Source organism: Mycobacterium sp. E1747, from assembly GCF_001667775.1.
Taxonomy (GTDB): domain Bacteria; phylum Actinomycetota; class Actinomycetes; order Mycobacteriales; family Mycobacteriaceae; genus Mycobacterium.
On sequence record NZ_LZJI01000183.1, the window covers coordinates 34,000 to 53,609 of the forward strand.

Annotated in this window: 17 protein-coding genes and 2 pseudogenes; 9 read left to right on the plus strand and 10 right to left on the minus strand. The window is 65.7% G+C overall.

Features of this window, described 5'->3' with window-relative positions:
• Position 1: 1 nt before the first annotated feature.
• Positions 2-2,026 (minus strand): glycoside hydrolase family 172 protein, encoded by a 2,025-nt coding sequence (locus tag A5695_RS17245; protein ID WP_369830204.1) that lies wholly within the window; start codon positions 2,024-2,026, stop codon positions 2-4.
• A gap of 570 nt (positions 2,027-2,596) precedes the next feature.
• On the opposite strand from A5695_RS17245, the gene A5695_RS30055 reads away from it, so the two are divergent.
• Positions 2,597-2,719: a hypothetical protein gene (locus tag A5695_RS30055; RefSeq protein ID WP_255398685.1), complete on the plus strand. Its 123-nt coding sequence runs from the start codon at positions 2,597-2,599 to the stop codon at positions 2,717-2,719.
• An 846-nt stretch (positions 2,720-3,565) separates the two neighbouring features.
• On the opposite strand, the gene ligD is transcribed toward A5695_RS30055, so the two are convergent.
• Positions 3,566-4,603 (minus strand): non-homologous end-joining DNA ligase, encoded by a 1,038-nt coding sequence (gene ligD / locus A5695_RS17255; RefSeq protein ID WP_068084535.1) that lies wholly within the window; start codon positions 4,601-4,603, stop codon positions 3,566-3,568.
• Positions 4,604-4,629: 26 nt separating this feature from the next.
• Between ligD and A5695_RS17260 the strand changes: the two genes are divergently transcribed.
• On the plus strand, positions 4,630-5,700 hold the full coding sequence (locus A5695_RS17260; RefSeq protein WP_068084538.1) for an ATP-dependent DNA ligase: 1,071 nt from the start codon (positions 4,630-4,632) through the stop codon (positions 5,698-5,700).
• Between the two features lie 40 nt (positions 5,701-5,740).
• Here the strand turns inward: A5695_RS17260 and A5695_RS17265 are convergent, their stop codons facing one another.
• Entirely contained in the window at positions 5,741-6,031 is a 291-nt protein-coding gene (locus A5695_RS17265; protein ID WP_068084541.1) for a hypothetical protein, read from the minus strand.
• Between the two features lie 150 nt (positions 6,032-6,181).
• Here A5695_RS17265 and A5695_RS17270 point away from each other — a divergent pair, with 150 nt between their 5' ends.
• Positions 6,182-6,550: a hypothetical protein gene (locus A5695_RS17270; RefSeq protein WP_068084545.1), complete on the plus strand. Its 369-nt coding sequence runs from the start codon at positions 6,182-6,184 to the stop codon at positions 6,548-6,550.
• 1 nt (position 6,551) lies between these two features.
• Here the strand turns inward: A5695_RS17270 and A5695_RS17275 are convergent, their stop codons facing one another.
• From A5695_RS17275 to A5695_RS28680, 5 genes and pseudogenes are all read right to left on the minus strand, one after another.
• The gene (locus A5695_RS17275; RefSeq protein WP_068084548.1) at positions 6,552-7,778 is read right to left on the minus strand and encodes a cytochrome P450; all 1,227 of its coding nucleotides are present in this window, start codon (positions 7,776-7,778) and stop codon (positions 6,552-6,554) included.
• A gap of 46 nt (positions 7,779-7,824) precedes the next feature.
• Positions 7,825-8,310 carry an NUDIX domain-containing protein gene (locus A5695_RS17280; protein WP_068084550.1) on the minus strand — a complete coding sequence of 162 codons (486 nt, stop codon included), beginning with the start codon at positions 8,308-8,310 and terminating at the stop codon, positions 7,825-7,827.
• Between the two features lie 7 nt (positions 8,311-8,317).
• Positions 8,318-9,673 (minus strand): wax ester/triacylglycerol synthase family O-acyltransferase, encoded by a 1,356-nt coding sequence (locus A5695_RS17285; RefSeq protein ID WP_068084553.1) that lies wholly within the window; start codon positions 9,671-9,673, stop codon positions 8,318-8,320.
• Positions 9,674-9,716: 43 nt separating this feature from the next.
• The gene (locus A5695_RS17290; protein ID WP_231974884.1) at positions 9,717-10,028 is read right to left on the minus strand and encodes a DUF1330 domain-containing protein; all 312 of its coding nucleotides are present in this window, start codon (positions 10,026-10,028) and stop codon (positions 9,717-9,719) included.
• Positions 10,029-10,097: 69 nt separating this feature from the next.
• Positions 10,098-10,479, minus strand: a pseudogene (locus A5695_RS28680) (SDR family NAD(P)-dependent oxidoreductase); the annotation flags it as partial.
• 100 nt (positions 10,480-10,579) lie between these two features.
• Here A5695_RS28680 and A5695_RS17300 point away from each other — a divergent pair.
• The 3 genes from A5695_RS17300 (at position 10,580) to A5695_RS17310 (ending at position 13,102) form a co-directional block, all read left to right on the plus strand.
• Positions 10,580-11,659: a dihydrodipicolinate reductase gene (locus A5695_RS17300; protein WP_068084563.1), complete on the plus strand. Its 1,080-nt coding sequence runs from the start codon at positions 10,580-10,582 to the stop codon at positions 11,657-11,659.
• Between the two features lie 70 nt (positions 11,660-11,729).
• Positions 11,730-12,503 carry an SDR family NAD(P)-dependent oxidoreductase gene (locus A5695_RS17305; RefSeq protein ID WP_068084566.1) on the plus strand — a complete coding sequence of 258 codons (774 nt, stop codon included), beginning with the start codon at positions 11,730-11,732 and terminating at the stop codon, positions 12,501-12,503.
• Positions 12,500-13,102, plus strand: a complete 603-nt coding sequence (locus A5695_RS17310) for a TetR/AcrR family transcriptional regulator (RefSeq protein WP_068084569.1) — start codon at positions 12,500-12,502, stop codon at positions 13,100-13,102. Before A5695_RS17305 ends, A5695_RS17310 begins: the two co-directional genes overlap by 4 nt.
• Here the strand turns inward: A5695_RS17310 and A5695_RS17315 are convergent, their stop codons facing one another.
• Positions 13,103-14,089 carry a D-2-hydroxyacid dehydrogenase family protein gene (locus tag A5695_RS17315; RefSeq protein WP_068084573.1) on the minus strand — a complete coding sequence of 329 codons (987 nt, stop codon included), beginning with the start codon at positions 14,087-14,089 and terminating at the stop codon, positions 13,103-13,105.
• A gap of 448 nt (positions 14,090-14,537) precedes the next feature.
• A pseudogene (locus tag A5695_RS17320) lies at positions 14,538-15,941 on the minus strand (short-chain fatty acyl-CoA regulator family protein); the annotation flags it as partial.
• 121 nt (positions 15,942-16,062) lie between these two features.
• Here A5695_RS17320 and prpD point away from each other — a divergent pair.
• The 3 genes from prpD to A5695_RS17335 are packed head-to-tail and all read left to right on the plus strand — an operon-like array spanning position 16,063 to position 19,606.
• Entirely contained in the window at positions 16,063-17,568 is a 1,506-nt protein-coding gene (gene prpD / locus A5695_RS17325; RefSeq protein ID WP_068084576.1) for a 2-methylcitrate dehydratase PrpD, read from the plus strand.
• Complete coding sequence (prpB, locus tag A5695_RS17330) at positions 17,568-18,485, plus strand: methylisocitrate lyase (protein WP_068084579.1); 918 nt, start codon at positions 17,568-17,570, stop codon at positions 18,483-18,485. Before prpD ends, prpB begins: the two co-directional genes overlap by 1 nt.
• Entirely contained in the window at positions 18,482-19,606 is a 1,125-nt protein-coding gene (locus A5695_RS17335; protein ID WP_068084582.1) for a bifunctional 2-methylcitrate synthase/citrate synthase, read from the plus strand. Before prpB ends, A5695_RS17335 begins: the two co-directional genes overlap by 4 nt.
• Positions 19,607-19,610 lie beyond the last annotated feature (4 nt).

Consider the following 19,610-nt stretch of genomic DNA (forward strand, 5'->3'; position numbering starts at 1 on the left):
GTCAACCGGTCACTGTCTCGAGCTGGTAGCGGCTCGCCGTCCAGGGCGGGGAGTCGGGCGCGGGCGTAAGGGTGATCGTCAGTTGCGCCTTGCCGGCAGTGACCGGCGGCGGTACCAGATAGGCGTCGTCGAGCCAGCGGTGGATGGCGTTGTTCCGCGGCTGCAACCAGGTCCCGACGGGAACACCGTCGACCGCGACGTCCGCGCGCTGGAATCCGTTCGCCTGATCCGACGTGCGACGCAACAGGATGCCGCGATTGTCGGGGGCGGTCTCGACGTGGAACGTGATCGCGGCCGTGGTGGACCGGACCGACCCGATGACCGGACGGGTGTCTTCGCTGCCCTCGTATTGGCTGATCAGGAGTTGATCGGTGGCGTCGGCGTCGGTGTAGCCGTGCAGCAGTCGGCTGACCGGGTCGCTGGGGCGGACATCGTCCCCGGCGGCCACGGTGTCGTCGGGTTGGGTGTAGAGGAATGCGGTTGAGCTGTAGTCGGGTTGGACCATGTTCCGCTTGCCGTGTTCGATGCCGAAGCGGATCGCGGAGTGGTAGTCGACGGCGTCGGCGAGCATGAGCCGGTAGACGGCGACGCAGTAGTCTGCGCAGCCGCCGGTCGCCGTGCGTTGATCAGGTTGACCCGTGAGCGGGTCGCTGAAGCGGGTGCCGTCCTTGAAATACCAGCCGCCCTCATAGAGGTCCTCGGTGCCGGTGCCGTACCACTGCGGCGATGCGGCACCGTCGGCATACACGCGTTCCGCCCCTTCGAGAAAGTAAGGGGCGGTGTCACTGAAGGCAGTTTTGATTCGGTAACCGCGGATGGTCTGGTTGACGCCGACGAACTTGCCGTGGCCCTGTTCGTCCGCGAACAGCCAGTCCTGACCGAACGTGGTCGGCGCGGAGTGGGAACGGGCGGTGAAATAACCGGCGCGGCCGGCCGCCAACGCGGATTCCCACTCGGGGTCGGGAACGGTCGCCACGTCGCTGCCGATTCCGGCCACGGGGTCACCGGTGGTGTTCACGAGCGTGAGGCGAGCCGAGCGGGCGAACGGCATCGGCCACCATGCGGACAGCGTCATCGATCCCGACGGTTGCGGGATCGCGGCGAACATCAGCGACCGCACCGTCGCGGCACCCATTCCGGCCCCGAAGAACTCCCCGAGCGGGGAGTCGACCATGGTCCGGCCGTCGAACTCCAGCCGCAGCCGCAAGCCGTTCAGGAGTGGCTCTGTCGGTTCGGGCAGTTGCAATCGCAACGCCGAGATGCTGCCCGGGCCCGCAGATTCCGCGATCGTCGCCGCGGCGCCGGCGGAAAGACCGACGACCCGGTCGTCGTGAACCGCCCTTGCTGCCCACGGTTTGGGGTCGGTGGTGCCCGCTCCGCGCAGCATGGCGAGAACGTCGAGCGCACGGTCGGAGGGGGAGAAGGTGGTGACACCCTCGCCCGTCGAGAATTGTCGATAATCGACGTGGTAATACTCGAGATTGGATGTGACGCTGATGCGCATCGACTCCCGGTAGGGCATCGGCACCTTTATATACACTCCGCCCGGCGACTGCGTCGCGTTAGCCACCAGCGGCCATTCGAATGGCGCACCCAATCCACCATCGACCACCGATTGCAAGGGAGCGTCCAGCACCGTCTGGCCGTCGAGTTCCACCCGGATGTTTCCGATCCGGGTCACCCTGCCCCCGTCGCGGGTGAACCATATCGAATCCACCTCGCCGGCACCGCGATCCTCCGCGACGACGCAGCCGGCGCCGCCGGAAGCCAAACATCCGCCGGTGCCGTTGCGGTTTCCGGTGGAGAGGTCGTAATCACCACCGCTGCGGTCGAAGCTGGACAGCTGCAAAGCCTGCGTGTCGGTGCGCAGATAGGGCAACCGGTCCAGCCGACGGTAGGTGTCCCACCCAACCAGGCGGTCGTCCGCGCCGCGGCCGCCCGGCTCGGCGCGCGCAGCCGGTGCGACAGTGACGCCGGCCGCGGCAGCGAGCGCGAGGACCAACGTCGCGCCCCACGCACGAATCAGCGGCCGCACAACGGTCAAGCCTACTTTTCCGGGTCGTGTTGACCGGATTTGGGACCTTAGGTCAGCAGGGCGCGAACGCGCGTTGGCGCGAAATGCATTCAAAGCACTGATGGTTCGTAGAACGGGACCGGAATTGGCACGTGCAAATCCGCCGGCTCGGTCAGTGTTAGTCGTCGAGCCAGCTTACCGAGCACACCGGCAGGATCGCAATGGGCATGCCAAAGTCGATAACCGTGAAGAAAGGCCGCATCACGTCGGCCAAACCCGTATGTCGTTTCCCCGGAACGCGTTCCGCATGGACCTGCACTGTTTGAAATGTAGGTCGGATCGTGGGCCTGCTCATATTATCCTGCGCTCGGCTACTTCGGGACGATTTCGGGAGTGAATGCAAAGTGGTGCCAACGACGCATCAACCGGACCGTGGCAGGCCGCTCAACGGCGCTGATCGCGGCCTTCAATCGACTGACGTAGATTGCCCGCATTTAGTGAATGCCATGGCATTCCGCATTGCACTGACGTAATATAGCCCTCCTCGGGCGCAACATTTCTCCTCAGGGGTTGGAGTGGTTCATGTCTCGCTTGAAGTACAAGGTTGTTCTCGGCCTGGTCCTGGCCTTCACCGCCTTGACAAGTTCCGGCTGCACGGTGCCGCTGACCATCACGTGCACCGGAGGGCTTGTCTGCACGCCGTAAAATTGCCTGGCGACCGTTGAGGGGGTTGCGCTACTGGCGGGCTTTGCGTGTTGGGCCAGTAACGAGCTTTCGACTGCTTCGTTGGTGGCACTGAGCCCGCCAGTAAGCGCACCCACCCTCTCCGGAGGCACTTCGAGATGAAACTTCTTGCAAGTCAGGCTCTTTCATATTAAGGTCGTCGTGCTGCACACACATCCAATGCTGCGTAGCTTTGCCGAATCCGCCGCTCATCGTCGGACGAGTTCAGGCTGAAATTCTTACTTCTCGAAATTGGTTAACGCCTGTGGCGCAACGAGTTTCCGGCCGAGGGACCAGCCGGATCATCGATCGATGCTACCGGTCTCGCGCTGTTGATCACCTACATAGATCAGCGCAAATTCGTTGATTACCATCACGTTCCGCATTGTGCACAAGTAGAATAGCGCTCCTCGGGCGAAACATTTCTCTTCAATGAACGGAGTGGTCATGTCTCGTTTGAAGTACAAGATTGTTCTCGGGCTGGTCCTGGCCTTCACCGCATTGACAAGCTCCGGATGTACGCTGCCCACCTTCTCATGCAGTGGCGGGGCCACCGGAATCACCTGCACACCGTAGGTTGGTAATAGCACTGACTGGCACGCTTCGCTTGTTACGGAACACTTTTGGGCCGGGCGCGCCAGTCAGTGCGTACCGACGCGCTGAGCAATAGAGCGCCCTGTTGGGCTGCACATCAAGTCGATTCACGCGGACTTGAAGTGGTCACAGTAGCCAAATCAATAGCCCGCTCGGCGCTGGCACGTGCTCACGCGACCAGCGTCACTGTGACAAATCGCTTCAAAGCGGGCGCTCGCGGCGGGCAAAGCGGATTCACTTCGACTTGTTGTCTTTGTTCAGATCCGTATCCCGGCTGGGCTGAACGCGTTTGGGCTCCCCCGGCATCTTGGGATAGTTCGGCGGATACGGCATGTCGCCGAGGCCGCGTTCTTCGTCGGCATCTGCCATCTCAAGTAGGCGCGCGATCGACTGCGCCACGTTATCCATGGCGCCCCATGGGTCCTCGCGACTCATCACGAGGTCGGGCACCGTGGCCATGGTGTAGTCGTCGGGTTCCGCGTCGGCCAGCTCGTCCCATGTCAACGGGGTCGACACCGTCGCGATTGGGGTGCGCCGCACCGAGTATGCCGACGCCATGGTTCGGTCCCGAGCGTTCTGATTGAAATCGACGAAGATGCGCTCGCCCCGTTCTTCCTTCCACCACGACGTGGTGACGGCCTCGGGCGCGCGGCGCTCCACCTCGCGGGCCAGCGCGATGCCCGCGCGGCGCACCTCGACGAAATCCCAGTCCGTGGCGATCCGCAGAAAAACATGTATGCCGCGGCCGCCAGATGTCTTCGGATACCCAGTCAGACCGAGTTCGTCGAGCAACGGCCGCAACACGTCGACCGCGACCGCCCGCGCCTGCTCGAAGGCGACGCCTGGTTGCGGATCCAAATCAATCCGCAACTCGTCGGGATGGTCGGTGTCCGGACAGCGCACCTGCCACGGATGCAGCGTGATGGTGCCCATCTGGGCCGCCCACACGATGGCCGAGGGGTGCGTCACCTTCAGCGCGTCGGCCGTGCGCCCCGAGGGGAACGTGACCCGGCAGGTCTGAAGATAGTCGGGATGGTGCTGCGGAATCCGTTTCTGATAGATCTCCTCGCCGTCGATGCCGTCCGGGAAGCGCTGCAGATGGGTCGGCCGGTCGCGCAGCGCGTCCAGCATCGGGCCGCTCGCCATGGCTCTGTAATACTCGACGAGCCGCCGCTTGGTGCCCTTTGTGCCCAGCTTGGGGAAGTAGACCTTGTCCGGATTGGTCAGGCGCACCGCGATACCGTCGACGTCGAGCTCTTCTGCAGCAGCCATACCAACGATTCCAGCACAATCGGCCTATGGACTTACCTGTCATGCCCCCGGTGTCGCCCATGCTGGCCAAGTCGGTGCGATCGATCCCGCCCGAAGCGTCGTACGAACCCAAGTGGGACGGATTCCGGTCCATCTGCTTCCGCGACGGCGACGAAGTGGAGTTGGGCAGTCGGAACGAGCGGCCGATGACGCGCTACTTTCCCGAGCTGGTTGCCGCGGTGGGGTCCGAGCTGCCCCAACGCTGTGTGATCGACGGGGAGATCGTCATCGCCACGGACCACGGCCTGGATTTCGAGGCGCTGCAACAACGGATCCACCCGGCGGATTCGCGGGTGCGGATGCTCGCAGAGGCGACGCCCGCGTCGTTCATCGCGTTCGACTTGCTCGCCCTGGAAAACGACGATTACACGCGGCGACCATTCACCGAGCGGCGCGCCGCACTCGTCGAGGCGCTGGCAGACTCCGGCCCGTCGATTCATGTCACGCCGGCCACCACCGACATCGACCTCGCGCACCGCTGGTTCGACGAATTCGAGGGCGCCGGCCTCGACGGCGTCATCGCCAAGCCGCTGACCGTCACCTATCAGCCCGACAAGCGGGTCATGTTCAAGATCAAGCACGAGCGGACCGCCGACTGCGTCGTCGCCGGCTACCGCATCCACAAGTCCGGCGGCGACTCGATCGGCTCGCTGCTGCTCGGGCTCTACCAGGACGACGGGCAGCTCGCATCCGTCGGCGTCATCGGCGCCTTCCCGATGGCCGAGCGGCGGCGCCTCTTCAGCGAATTGCAGCCGCTCGTCACCGATTTCGACGATCATCCGTGGAATTGGGCCGCCCACGAGGCCGGCGAACGAACGCCGCGCAAGAACGAATTCTCCCGCTGGAACGCAGGCAAAGACCTTTCGTTCGTGCCGCTGCGGCCGGAGCGCGTGGTCGAGGTCCGCTACGACCACATGGAAGGCCGACGCTTCAGGCACACGGCGCAGTTCAGCCGGTGGCGTCCGGATCGCGAACCGCGCTCATGCACCTACGAACAACTCGAACAGCCGGTCACTTTCAGCCTCGGCGACATCGTGCCGGGCCTGGGCGCGCGCTAGTCGCGAATCACGGGCAGCGGCCATCCCCTGCCTTTTCGGTTCAGCCGTCGATGTGAGTCGGCGGGTCGGCGAAGGCCAGGTCCCCCGGGTGTTGGTCAGGGCCCATCAGGTCGCAGCGCTTATCCGGCACCAGGTAGGAGCTGGCGCCGTTCCAGATCAGGTGGGTGAATCCCACGCAACGCTGCCAGGTCCCGTCGGGCTGGACGGGACCATCGCATTTACTGAGAAAGGATCCGCCGTATTGGCACCCGGCGCTGGCCGCCGGCGCGAAGGCGACCAGCCCTCCGGCCGTCAGCACGGCGGCCAGTCCTCCGACGATGCAGTGCTTCATGGTGGTCTCCCGTTCACATCGCCGCTGGCGTGGCGGGCGAACACCGTCGACAGCACAGCCAGCACCAACGACGCTACCGCTTATCTGCCGGCATGGCGGGTCAACAAACGGGACGTTTAACGGCCACCGCGGGCGGGCACGCGGCCCTACATGTCAGTGACAGCGTTTCAGGATCTGCCGTTGGCCGATCGCGACCGCCAATGGGACGGTGACGCGGCCGAGAAGCGGGTGCGCAAGTGGGCCGCGGCCGAAGACGGCCCGAACCAGAAATATCGCGACGCCCACGTCTGGTACGACAACGGCAAGAAGGACAACTTCACGGCATACAAGTTGCTGATCGCCGATGTGGTGGGCGGCGATCTCAAGGCGGTGCCACGAGGAGTGATGGCAGCCGGCGCCATCATGGACGGTGCCCGCGGCGGTATCGACCTGCCGAAGGCGGACGTGGACCGGGTCAAGAGCCACCTGGCCAAGTACTACAAGAAGATGGGCGAGAGCCCGCCGTGGGAGCGCGGGTGAGCTAGACCGCGACGATGAGCCGCGACAATCCCCGCAGCGTGACGTTGGCCTTGTACTCCGGCTCGCCGTCCAGCCTGGCGTCGGGGAACCGCGCCGCGATGGCTGACAGGGCGACGCCAGCTTCCAACCGGGCCAGGGGTGCGCCCAGACAGTAGTGGGCTCCGCGCCCAAACCCTAAGTGGCGCAAGGGCATCCGGCCGGGATCGAATCTGTCGGGCCGGTCGAACTCAGCCGGGTCGCGGTGGGCCGCGGCGAGCAGCAACATCATGACGTCACCCGCGGGTACCTCGGCACCGCCAATCACCATGTCGGCGAGAGCGATTCGGCCAACCAGTTGCACCGGCGGGTCGTAACGCAGAGTCTCTTCCACGACAGCCGACGCTCGACCGGCTTCGGCGCCCAGAGCCGTCCACTCCTCGCAATTGCGCAGCATCGCCAGCACGGCGTTCCCGATCAGGTTCACCGTGGTCTCATGTCCGGCGATCAGGAGCAGATTGCAGGTCGCGACGATCTCGTCCTCGGTCAGCTGGTCTCCGGACTCCTCCACCGCGATCAGCCCCGAGAGCAGGTCGTCGCCGGGTTGCGAACGGCGGCGCTCGATCAGGCTGTGGAAGTAGGTGCGCAGCCACGCACCGGCCTGTTGTCGCTCGTTCGCGACGGCGGGAGGCACACCGGTGATCGTCGAGAACGGATCCAGCGCCTGAGCGAGCAACGCCGACGCGCGGCTGAACCGCGGCTCGTCATCGAGCGGCACGCCGAGCAGCCGGCAGATCACAGCCACCGGCAGCGGATAGGCGAAATCCTCGACGACGTCAAAGCGCCCCTGTTGGGCGACCCGATCGAGCAGCCCGTCGACCAGCGACCGAATCTCGGGCTCCAGCGCGCTCACCACCTTCGGCGCGAACGCCTTACTGACCAGCCTGCGCAGCCGCGTGTGGTCGGGCGGATCGAGAAACAAGAAGCCCGGCGGGCCCTGCCTTTGTGGCGTTGTACCGGCCTCGGCCTGGCGCTTGGCGACCGTCGAATTGACGTTGTCGCTGCTCGAGAGGGGGTGCCGTAACACCTCGTCGCAATCGCGGTAGCTCGAGAAGACTGTCAGGTTGGCATCGGCCAGTTGCAGCGCGCCGCCATCGCGAAATCGCGCACAGAGTCGATACGGGTCGGGCCGGTTGGCCGGGTCCAGCAGCTGCAGCAGCAGCCCTTGGGATTCGGTCGGCGCGGTCGTCATGCGGCCATTCTGCCCGTCGGCGTCGTCCCGCTGACGCCTACGCACGTCAGACGTCTTCGCGTAACCCCGCCAGATCCGGATCAGCCATCAGGCGGTCCAGAAAAGCGAGCTGTCCCTTCAGTAGCTTGACGCGCGCCTGCGCCACCGAGAACCAGCCCACCCGATCGACTTCCGGGAACTCCCGCAGCCTTCCCGAACCCTTCGGCCACTCCAATTCGAAGGTGTTGCTGCGCGCGTCGGTCACATCGAGGTCGCCGCGGACGGCGAAGGCGGTGACTACCTTCCCGCCAGACTGTTTCAGCTGGCCCAGTTCCAGCCGGACCCCGGGCGGCACCGCGAGCCCCAACTCTTCGGCGAACTCGCGTTGCGCGGCGGCCCAGGGATCATCACCATCGGCGTACTCCCCTTTGGGAATCGACCAGGCCCCGTTGTCCTTGCGCGCCCAGAACGGTCCGCCCGGATGCGCGATCAGGACTTCGACGACGCCGTCGCGGGTCCGGTACAACAGCACACCCGCACTGAGCTTCGGCATCGGCTGGTCAGGCCCCGACGGCGCGTTCCAGGTCTTTGAGCGAGGACTCCAAATGCGCGAGCAAGCGCTGCAGGTGCGGAACGCTGCGCCGGCACCCCACCAGACCGAAGTCCAGGTTGCCGGCGTTGCTGGCCAGCGTGATGTTGAGCGCCTGCCCGTCCAGCGCAATGGACAGGGGATAGTTGCCGTCGAGCCGAGCGCCCCCGTAGTAAATCGGCTGGGTAGGCCCCGGCACGTTGGAAATGATGATGTTGAACGGTGGCGACGTCGACGCCACCCAGCCGGGAACCGCCGCCAACGCCAGGGCCGAGGTGTTGGCCGCGGACAGCGCCAGCGCCTGGAACCGAGGCAGCTGAGAGAACACCTGCTTGTTGCTCCGCATGGACTCGCTGATGGTCTCCAGCCGTTGCGCCGGGTCGTCGCTGTCGGTGGCCAGGCTGCACAGGATGGCGCCGACGAGGTTGCCCCCCGCGTCCGCCTCGTCTTCGGTGCGAAGACTCACCGGGACCATCGCGATCAGCGGCGTGTCCGGCAGCGCGTCATGCTCGAGCAGGTAGTAGCGCAGGGCGCCCGAACACATCGCCAAAACGACGTCGTTGACCGTCACGCCGGCGGCCTTCTTGACGCTTTTGATCCGGTCCAGCGACCAGGACTGCGCGGCGCAGCGGCGAGCGCCGCCGATCTTGACGTTCAGCATGGTGCGCGGCGCGCCGAACGGCAACGTCAGCTGTTGCTCGAACAGCGCGGCACGTGCCAGCGAAAGCGACGAAGGACCCAGTGCCGCAATGGATCCCGCCGCGTTCAACGCAGAACGTAAAGGGCTTACCGGGCTGCGCTTGCGCTTGCTTTTGGGCAAGGTCCAAGGCGCGCGCATCTCGGTCTCTTCGGGGTCCGTCGACAGCGCGCGCTGCATGAGTTTCTGCGCCGAGACCCCGTCGATCAGGGCATGGTGGATCTTGGTGTAGATGGCGAACCGGCCGTCCTTGAGGCCCTCGACGATGTGGGTCTCCCACAGCGGACGGTGACGATCGAGCAGGCTGCTGTGCCACCGGGAAGTCAGTTCGAGCAATTCGCGGATGCGCCCGGGCGACGGTACCGCCGAGCGCCGAACGTGGTAGTCCACGTCGACATCGTTGTCGTAGGCCCAGCCCAGGTTCGCGATGCCGCCGACAAACGTCGCCGGATGCTTGCGGAAAGTCGGCTGGAAATCATCCTGCGCCACTAAACGGTCGTAGAATTCCCGGACGAAGCCGCGGCCCGCGCCGCTGGGCAGCTCGAACAATTGCAGGCCGCCGACATGCATGGGATGTTCCCGCGATTCTCCCAGCAGAAATATCGCGTCGGTGGGCATCATCAGGTCCATCCACCAATTAGACGCGACCAGGCGGAAACCCGCTAGGACCCGCTCAGTCGAAAGCCAGCGACCACGTCGAGGTCGCAATCAGGTCGCCGCGCTCGAGCGCCTCGATGCGAGGCTTGTGCGCCTTGAGATATCCGGGGTCGGTCACCATGTCGATGAATGCCTGCGGCGACGGGTACTCGACGATGAGAATGGCGTCCCACCAAGGCCGTTCGCCATCGCCGATCACGACGGTCGGCGCTATCCCGGCATAGCGGACGACGGCGCCAGCGTGCTCAAGATGGGGTATCACGGCCACGCCGTAGCGCTGGTAGGCATCCACCCCGCCGGGGGTCTTGAACTTCAGCAGGTTGACCATCACCACCGGCTCATTCGCCGGGCGCGCGGCCAGGGCGGCGAACTGCTAGGCGGTGGGCTCCAGGGGATTGCTCATGGCCACGATTAGAGCAGATCGCTCATACTCGTCGTCACCACCGGGCGCGCCCTGAATGCGTTGTACCAGTTCGGGAATGCTCTCGGCATGCGGCACAGGCACCGTTCCGCCGGCGTTGTTCACCAGGATGCCGGTCCGGCCGCGCTCGGCGACGACATCGGAGACGAAGGAATCGATCGCGCGGTAGTCCCCTTGGTCGCATACCTTTTGGAGGCCCTGGCCGCCCAGTCCGGCTCGACACCGAGAATGGCGTCGAGGGGCGAGCGCGAACACCCGACGACGGTGGCGCCGGCCCGGAGCAGTTCGTGGGAGATCCCGACGCCCACACCGCGGCTAGTTCCGGTGACGACCGCGACGTGCCATCGAGGACGCGCATGCACAGGACCTTCCCACCCGAAGCCATCGTTGACAGTCACTGTCAGCGGGTCATACTGTGCCATTCGGTCGTTGACGTGTAAAGCATCGGAGGTCACGCGATGAGTAGTCCATCCAAGCTGCGCGTCATCCAATGGGCGACCGGAGGAGTCGGCAAGGCGGCGATTGCTTGCGTCCTGAATCATCCGGAGCTGGAGCTGGCCGGCTGCTGGGTTCACAGCGCGGAGAAGAACGGCGTCGACGTCGGCCGGATCCTGGGAACTACCGAACTCGGCGTCACCGCCACGTCCAGCGCCGACGAGGTCCTGGCGCTGGATGCCGACTGCGTCCTGTACAGCCCGCTGGTGCCCAACGATGACGAGGTCATCGCGATCCTGCGGTCCGGCAAGAACGTGGTCACTCCGGTCGGCTGGGTGTACCCCGACCCGAACAACTCGCGGCACCGGGCCGTTGCCGAAGCCGCGGCCGAAGCCGGAGTGACCCTGCACGGCTCAGGGATCCACCCCGGAGGCATCACGGAGCGATTCCCGCTTATGCTGTCCTCGCTTTCCTCGGCCGTCACCCACCTCCGGGCGGAGGAGTTCTCCGACATCCGCACCTACAACGCCCCGGACGTCGTGCGCCACATCATGGGTTTCGGCGGCACACCCGAGGAGGCCATGCAGGGCCCCATGGCCAGCCTGCTCGAGGCGGGCTTCAAGCAGTCGGTGCGAATGATTGCCGACCACATGGGATTCCGCATCGACCCGAACATCCGAACGATTCAGGACGTCGCGGTGGCGACCGCCGATATCGACTACGCGCCGTTCCCGATCACCACCGGAAAGGTGGCGGCGCGCCGCTTCCGCTGGCAGGCCCTCGTGGACGGCGAACCCGCCATCACGGCGGCCGTGAACTGGCTGATGGGCGAGGAAAACCTGGATCCCGGTTGGGATTTCGGCGGGCGCGGCGAACGCTTCGAGGTCGAGATCACTGGTGATCCGACCGTGAGCCTCACCTTCAAGGGGCTGCAGCCCGAAACGATCGCCGAGGGCCTGGTGAAAAATCCGGGCGTAGTGGCCACGGCCAACCATTGCGTGAACGCCATCCCCGACGTCTGCGCCGCCGAGCCCGGCATCAAGACCTACCTAGATCTGCCACTGTTTGCCGGACGCCCGGCTCCCGGCCTCGCCACGTCATGACCGGTCTCCTCGGTGACATCTCGTTTTGTCACCTCGTGGTCGGTGTCACCGACATGGAGCGCCCGGCCGAATGACGTACTCACACCCGTCCTCGATGCAGGGCCACGTCGCCGTTGTCACCGGCGCCGCCCAGGGCGTCGGCAAGGGGGTCGCCGCGGCCCTGCTGGAACGCGGCGCCTCGGTGCTGCTGGTCGACCTCCAGCACGAGTTACTCGGCGCGACGACGGCGGAGCTCTCGTCGATGGGCCGCGTCGAGAAGCTGACCGCCGACCTGCGCGACCCGGACAGCGCCCAGCGCATCGTGGCGGCCGCGGTCGACGCCTTCGGCACGGTCCACGGACTGGTCAACAACGCGATCGCCACCAACGAGCCCAAGGCCTTCGTCGACATCACCACCGAGGATTTCGCGCTCGGTCACGACGTCGGGCCGCGGGCAACTTTCCTGCTGATGCAGGCCGCGCACCCCGTGATGGTCGAGGCGGGGGGTGGCTCGATCGTCAACCTCGGCTCGGGGACGGGAACCGGCGGCGAACCCCGGTGGGGCGGGTACGCCGCCGCCAAGGAGGCCATTCGAGGCCTGTCGAAGGTCGCCGCCCTCGAATGGGGACGTGACAACATCCGCGTCAACGTCATCTGCCCGTTCGCCGAGTCAGAGGGCGTCAAGCTCTGGAAAGAGTTCGCACCCAAGGACTATGCGAAGGCGGTCAGCCGCGTTCCGATGAAGCGCATCGGCGATGTCCGCACCGACGTCGGCGCGCTGGTGGCCTTCCTGCTCGGCACCGACGCCACGTTCATCACCGGGCAGACCATCCACGTCGACGGTGGAATCGGCTGCTTCCGATGAGCGGGCCGTCGCTGCGCGATCGGCAGCGCGCACAGATCCGGGCCGACATCAGGCGCGCGGCGTTCCGGCTGTTCGTCGAACGCGGATACGACGCCGTGACAACGGAGGAAATCGCCGCCGCCGCAGGCGTTTCCCCGCGCACCTTCTTCCGGCACGTTCCGACGAAAGAAGCGCTGTTGCTGGCCCCCGTTCGCCATGGTGGCGCCGCTATCGTGAACCTCCTCGAACAGCGGCCCGCCAACGAGTCCCCGGACGTCGCGTTGATCAACGCTATCGTCATGCGCACCCGGTCCTTCGAACAGGCCGACACCGAGGAATGGCGAGAGGCCCTGCTGGTCGCCCCCGACCTGCTTCGCAAGGTCACCGTGCAGACCCCCGCCGACAAGGAACGGGCGGCCAAGCTGATCGCCAAACGCATGGGCGTGAACCCCGACGTGGACATTCGCCCGGGTCTCCTCGTCCAATTAGCCTTCGCTGCAGCGGATTTCGGATTCCAGCGGTGGGTTAGACAGTCCGGGCGCTCCTGGCCGCTGGACCGTTATGTCACCGAGGCCCTCGAAGCGGTCAAGAGCCCGCACTGGAAACGCAAGCGCGCCTGATCAACCGAGGTTGGCGATCCGGACCGGGGTCCCGTCCAGCCACGCGACCACCGCCTCCACGGTGTCGGCGTAAAAGGCGCTGAGCATCTCGCGAGTGACATACCCCAGGTGGGGAGAAAGGGTGACGTTCGGAATCCGCCGCAACGGGTGCTCAGGCGGCAGCGGTTCGACGTCGTAGACGTCGAGACCGGCGCCGGCGATGCGCCGCGTCGTCAACGCGGTCATCAAGGCGGCCTCGTCGACGATCGGCCCCCGCGAGGAGTTGATCAGGTAGGCGTGCGGCTTCATCAGGGCGAGTTCGGGGCGGCCGACCAGCCCTCGGGTGCGTTCCGAAAGCACGACGTGAATGGAGACGATGTCGGATTCCTCGAACAGCACCGCCTTCTCGACCCGGCGCGCGCCAGCGGCCGCGGCCGCATCCGCGGTCAGGTTTTGGCTCCACGCAATGACTTCCATGCCGAACACCCGCCCGTATTCGGCCATCCAGGCGCCCACCCGCCCGAGGCCCAGCAGTCCGAGCGTCTTGCCGGAAAGGGTGAGCCCGGTCGTCGTTTGCCAGCCGCCGTCCCGCATGCGGCGGTGTTCCTCGGCCAAGTTCCGCACCGTGGCGATCAGCAATCCCCAGGCGAATTCGGGGGTGGCGTCGTGCACGGCTCGAAATCGCGGATGGGCGAAGTCGGTATGGGCGACGAGGATCCCCCGCTCGGTGGCTGCAGCCAGGTCCAGGTTGGGCAGGCTCCTCCCGACGATGGTGATCAGCTTCAGGTTCGGCAGCCGGTCGAGCAGCGTGCGCGGCAGCGCCATTCGCTCACGCATTGTGCAGATGACGTCGAAGGGCCGCAGGGCGTGGGCGGCCTCATCCTCACCGAGGTGCCGATCGAAAACGGTTACGCGGGAACGGGTTTGCACCGGTGACCAGTCGGCGAGCCGCAGGGCCGCGCCAGCGTAGTCGTCCAGAATGGCCACCTGGGGCGTGGGGTCACCCATCCCACCATTGAAGCACCGACCGCATACTGGTCTGGTGATGCGTCGGCTCGCTCTCGCTGTGGTCGCGGCGACATGGGCGATCAGCGGTGCACTGATGGCCTTCAACCCGCCACCGCACGGCTTCCGCCGAGCGGCCGCGCTCCCGTTCCTCGGTTGGGTCGCGATGGTGGGCGGCATCTACATCGCAGTCAAGGTGCTCCGCACGCCGGACACCGCGGACAGCGGAAAACCGCCGCGGCATGCCAGCGGCGAAGAGCCGAGTATGCGCGACTCGGTCAAGTTCGTCGTCGCCACCGTGTTACTCCCCTTCTGCGGTGGGTTCGTGCTCTGGCAAGGCATCGACAGGGGCCTGCTGTCGCTGGTCGGATTGGGACTCGCCGCCCTGTCCAGCTTGCCGTTGGCGATACCGCTGGCGGTCCCGATGCTGAAGTGGTTGTTCGGTCGGGCTCGCGGGCGGATAGGGCAGATCGGTGCTGCTGTGCGGATCGACATGCACCGGGCGGCCGAGATAGGGAAAAGCGCGCTGCGGACAGGTCGGCCGGTCACAGATCTTGCACCCAGCTCCGATCGGCACCGTCGCCTCGCCGTCCGCCAGATCGATGCCGACGGAGTAGACGAGCTGCTCCGCGTGCGCGATATCGCATCCGAGCCCGATGGCGAAACGTTTGTCCGGCCCGAGGTAGCGGGCGGCCTCGGTGGCGGTCGAACGCGCGATCCAGAAATAGGTTCGCGCGTCGGGCATCTGGGCCACCTGGGTGAGGAATTGACCCGGGCGGGTAAACGCGTGGTGCACGACCCAGAGCGGACAGTTCCCCCCGACGCGGGAGAAGTGAAAGGCCGTCGCGGACTGTCGTTTCGAGATGTTTCCGGCACTGTCCGTGCGGACGAAGATGAAGGGGACGCCGCGCGCGTTCGGTCGTTGCAGGGTGGACAGGCGGTGGCACACAGTTTCGAAACCCACCTCGAAACGCCTTGCCAGGTGGTCGATGTCGTAGCGTGCCGCCTCGGCGGCGTCGAGGAACACCCGGTAGGGCAGTAGCAGCGCGCCGGCGAAGTAGTTGGCCAGCCCGATGCGGGCCACGCCGCGTGCGTCGTCGCTGAGTTGGTCGTCGGCGCCGACGATGCCGGTGATCAAAGGCCCCTGGGTGAGCAGGGCGATCTGGGTGGCTAGCTGGAAGGCGCGCTGGCCGGGATGGAGCCATCGCGCCAGATACAAACTGTTCGATTCGGGGTGAAAGAGCCTCTTGGCGTTGGGATCCAGCACCCGCCCGTCGTCCACTACGACGGTGACGCCGAGTCGGTCGGCAAGCATTTCCGCCAGCTGCCCGTCGAGCCCGCCAATCCGCAGCCCGGTCCGCACGAACAGTTCCTCGGCCGCGAGGTCGAGCTCCCCGATGTAGTTCTTGCGGTCGTAGAAGAAGTCGCGCACCTCCTCAAACGGCATGGGCTGCTGCGCGATTGTCGGGGTGTCGATATTGGCGCGACTATGCAGCGCTTCCAGGTCCGCAGTGGCATCGTGCAACCGGCGGTGCAGGTTGACCAGGGTCTGACCGACGGCCGGCATACGGGCGACCAACTCCTCGATTTGGCCGGCGGTCGCGGACGTATCGGCGAGGACCTCCCGCAGGTCCGAAACCAGGCGCGCATCGGAATCGGGCGCGAAGTATTGGGCGGGCAGGTCGAATCGCTCGGTGAGGGCGAGCAACACCGGAACGGTGATCGGCCGCTGGTCGTTTTCCAGTTGATTGACATAGCTGGTCGATAGTTCCAGGAGGCGCGCGAGTGCCACCTGGGTCAGCCCATGCTCTTCGCGTAACCGCCGTAGCCGCGCTCCGGCGAACGTCTTCGCCACCACCCGTGTCACCCTACGCCGCACCCTTACACAACATTCGCAGAAAGTTGCAGCAAAGGACACAGTATTACGCTTTTACAGGGGATTTACCGCCGCAATGCCCGTGCGTACTGTGCGGCTTATGCGGATACATCAGGTTCGAACCCGGCGCAGCGCCGAGGACTTTCCCCGTCGTGAGCACTTGGCTTCGAAGATCGCCGAGGTGGCCACGGATCCGGTTCCGGTGCCCGCGGAAACCGAGGCGATGGTCATCAACCGCATCATCGACAACGCTGCCGTGTCGGCCGCGTCGGTCATCCGCCGCCCGGTAGCCGCCGCCCGTGCCCAGGCGAGCGCCCACCCGAATTCGTTCAAGGGCGCCAAGGTCTTCGGGATCCAGGGCGATTACTCCCCCGAGTGGGCGGCCTGGGCCAACGGGGTTGCCGTGCGCGAATTGGACTTCCACGACACGTTTTTGGCCGCCGAGTATTCCCACCCGGGGGACAACATCCCCCCGCTGGTGGCCGTCGCCCAGCACCTCGGGATCAGCGGGGCCGACCTGACCCGCGGCATCGCGACCGCTTACGAGATTCAGATCGATCTGGCCAAGGGAATCTGCTTGCACGAGCACAAGGTTGACCACGTTGCCCACCTGGGGCCGTCGGTGGCCGCTGGCCTGGGAACCATGCTGCGTCTCGACAAGGAGATCATCTACTCCGCGATCGGCCAGGCGCTGCACCTGACCACCTCCACCCGGCAGTCGCGCAAGGGCCTCATCTCCAGCTGGAAGGCGTACGCGCCGGCCTGGGCGAGCAAGGTCGCCATCGAGTCCATCGACCGGGCCATGCGCGGCGAGGGCGCGCCCGCCCCCATCTGGGAGGGCGAGGACGGCGTCATCGCCTGGCTGCTGTCGGGACCCGAACATACCTACCGCGTTCCCCTGCCCGAGCCCGGCGAGCCGAAGCGGGCCATCCTGGACAGCTACACCAAGGAACACTCGGCGGAATACCAAAGCCAGGCCCTGATCGACCTCGCCCGTCGGTTGCGCGAACGGATCGGCGACTTGGGCCAGATCGCCACGATCGTGCTGCACACCAGCCACCACACCCACTACGTGATCGGCACCGGTTCGCAAGACCCGCAGAAGTTCGATCCGGATGCTTCCCGCGAGACGCTAGACCACTCGGTGATGTACATCTTCGCGGTCGCATTGGAGGACGGCACCTGGCACCATGAGCGGTCCTATGCCCCGAGGCGAGCGCACCGGCCCGAAACCATCGCGTTGTGGCACAAGATCTCCACACGCGAGGACCCCGAATGGACCCGGCGATACCACTCCACCGACCCGGCTGAAAAGGCGTTCGGCGCCCGCGCGGAGGTCACACTCACCAACGGTGAGGTCATTGTCGATGAGATCGCCGTCGCCGACGCGCATCCACTGGGCGCCCGGCCTTTTGAGCGCAAGGAGTATATCGGGAAGTTCACCGAGCTCGCGGACGGCATTGTCTCCGAGGCGGAGCAGCAGCGGTTCCTCTCTGCGGCGGAAGCCCTTCCGGACCTGCAAGCGGGGGCGTTAGGCGCGCTCAACGTCACAGTCGGTCAGCACGTGTTCGACGCGGCGCCGACCGTAGCACCGGGAATCTTCTGATGAGCGGTCTCCTCGGCGGTGCCCTGCCTGTATCCCGGAAGCGCGCCGGCTTCCGTGAAGGGCTGAAAAGTGGTCGTTTGCAACGGTTTCCGGGGGCATTTTCACCACTGGTTGCCAAGCTGATCGGTGAGCTCGGGTTTGACGGCGTTTATGTGTCCGGGGCAGTGCTGTCGGCCGACCTCGGCCTGCCCGACATCGGGCTGACCACCCTGACTGAGGTGGCCGGTCGCGGCGCACAGATCGCCGCGGTGACCGACCTGCCCACCCTGATCGACGCCGACACCGGGTTCGGCGAACCGATGAGCGCCGCCCGCACCGTGACGATGTTGGAAGACGCCGGGCTGGCGGGCTGCCACCTGGAGGATCAGGAGAACCCGAAGCGCTGCGGGCATCTCGACGGCACGGCCGTGGTGCCGGTCGGCGCGATGGTGCGGCGGCTGCGGGCGGCCGTATCGGCGCGGCGCGACCCGAATTTCGTCATCTGCGCCCGCACCGACGCCGCCGGCATCGAGGGCATCGACGCCGCGATCGATCGGGCGAAGGCGTACGCGGACGCGGGCGCCGATTTGATCTTCACCGAGGCGCTGCACACGCCGGCGGAATTCGAGCGGTTTCGTGCGGCCGTCGATACGCCGTTGCTGGCCAACATGACGGAGTTCGGCAAATCTCCGCTGCTGAGCGCCACGCAGTTGAGCGAGATCGGTTACAACGCGGTCATCTACCCGGTGACCACGCTGCGCCTGGCGATGCACGCCGTCGAGCTTGGGCTTCGTGAAATCGCCGATACCGGAACACAATCCGCCTTGCTGGACCGCATGCAGCATCGCGGCCGGCTCTACGAGTTGCTGCGGTACGCCGAATACAACCGATTCGATTCCGATATCTACAACTTCGCGCTCAAAGGAGTCACGCCGTGAGTACCATCGACGACAAGCCCCGCGTCTTCAAGGGCCTGGCCGGTGTCGTCGTCGACACCACCGCCATCTCCAAGGTGGTCCCGGAGACCAACTCGCTGACCTATCGCGGGTACGCGGTGCAAGACCTGGCCAAGAATTGCAGCTTCGAGCAGGTGGCGTACCTGCTCTGGCACGGCGAACTGCCCACCGACCACCAGCTGGCACTCTTCACCCAACGCGAACGCGCATCGCGCAGGCTGAATAGGACCATGCTGTCGCTGCTGGCGAAGCTGCCCGACACCTGCCATCCAATGGACGTGGTGCGCACGCTGATCAGTCACATGGGTGCCGAAGACCCCGAGGAGGACGACAGGGACGAGTCGGCCAACTACGCCAAGTCGCTGCGGATGTTGGCGGTCCTGCCAACCATCGTGGCCGCCGACATGCGGCGCCGGCGCGGCCTAGAACCCATCGCGCCGCACAGCCACATGAGCTACGCCCAGAACTTTCTGCACATGTGCTTCGGCGATGTCCGCGAGCAGGTGGTAGTCGAGGCGTTCGAGCAGTCGATGGTCCTCTACGCCGAACACAGCTTCAACGCCTCGACGTTCGCGGCGCGGGTAGTCACCTCGACCCAGTCCGATATCTACAGCGCGGTCACGGCGGCCATCGGCGCGCTGAAAGGTCCGCTGCACGGGGGAGCCAACGAAGCCGTGATGCACGACATGCTCGAAATAGGCTCAGCGGAAAACGCTTCCGAATGGTTGCGGGGCAAGCTGGCGCGAAAAGAGAAGATCATGGGGTTCGGCCACCGCGTGTACAAAAACGGCGACTCCCGGGTGCCCACCATGAAGGAGGCGCTCGAGCGGGTGGCCGCCGTGCGCGACGGGCAGAAGTGGCTGGACATCTACGAGGTCCTGGAGAACGGCATGGCCGAGGCCAACGGCATCAAACCGAACCTCGACTTCCCGACCGGGCCGGCCTACTACCTGATGGGCTTCGACATTGCCTGCTTCACACCCATCTTCGTGATGAGCAGGATCACCGGATGGACGGCCCACATCATGGAGCAGACCGCATCGAATGCGTTGATACGTCCGCTCAGCGAGTATGTCGGACCGCCGCAACGGGCTCTATCGTAACTAC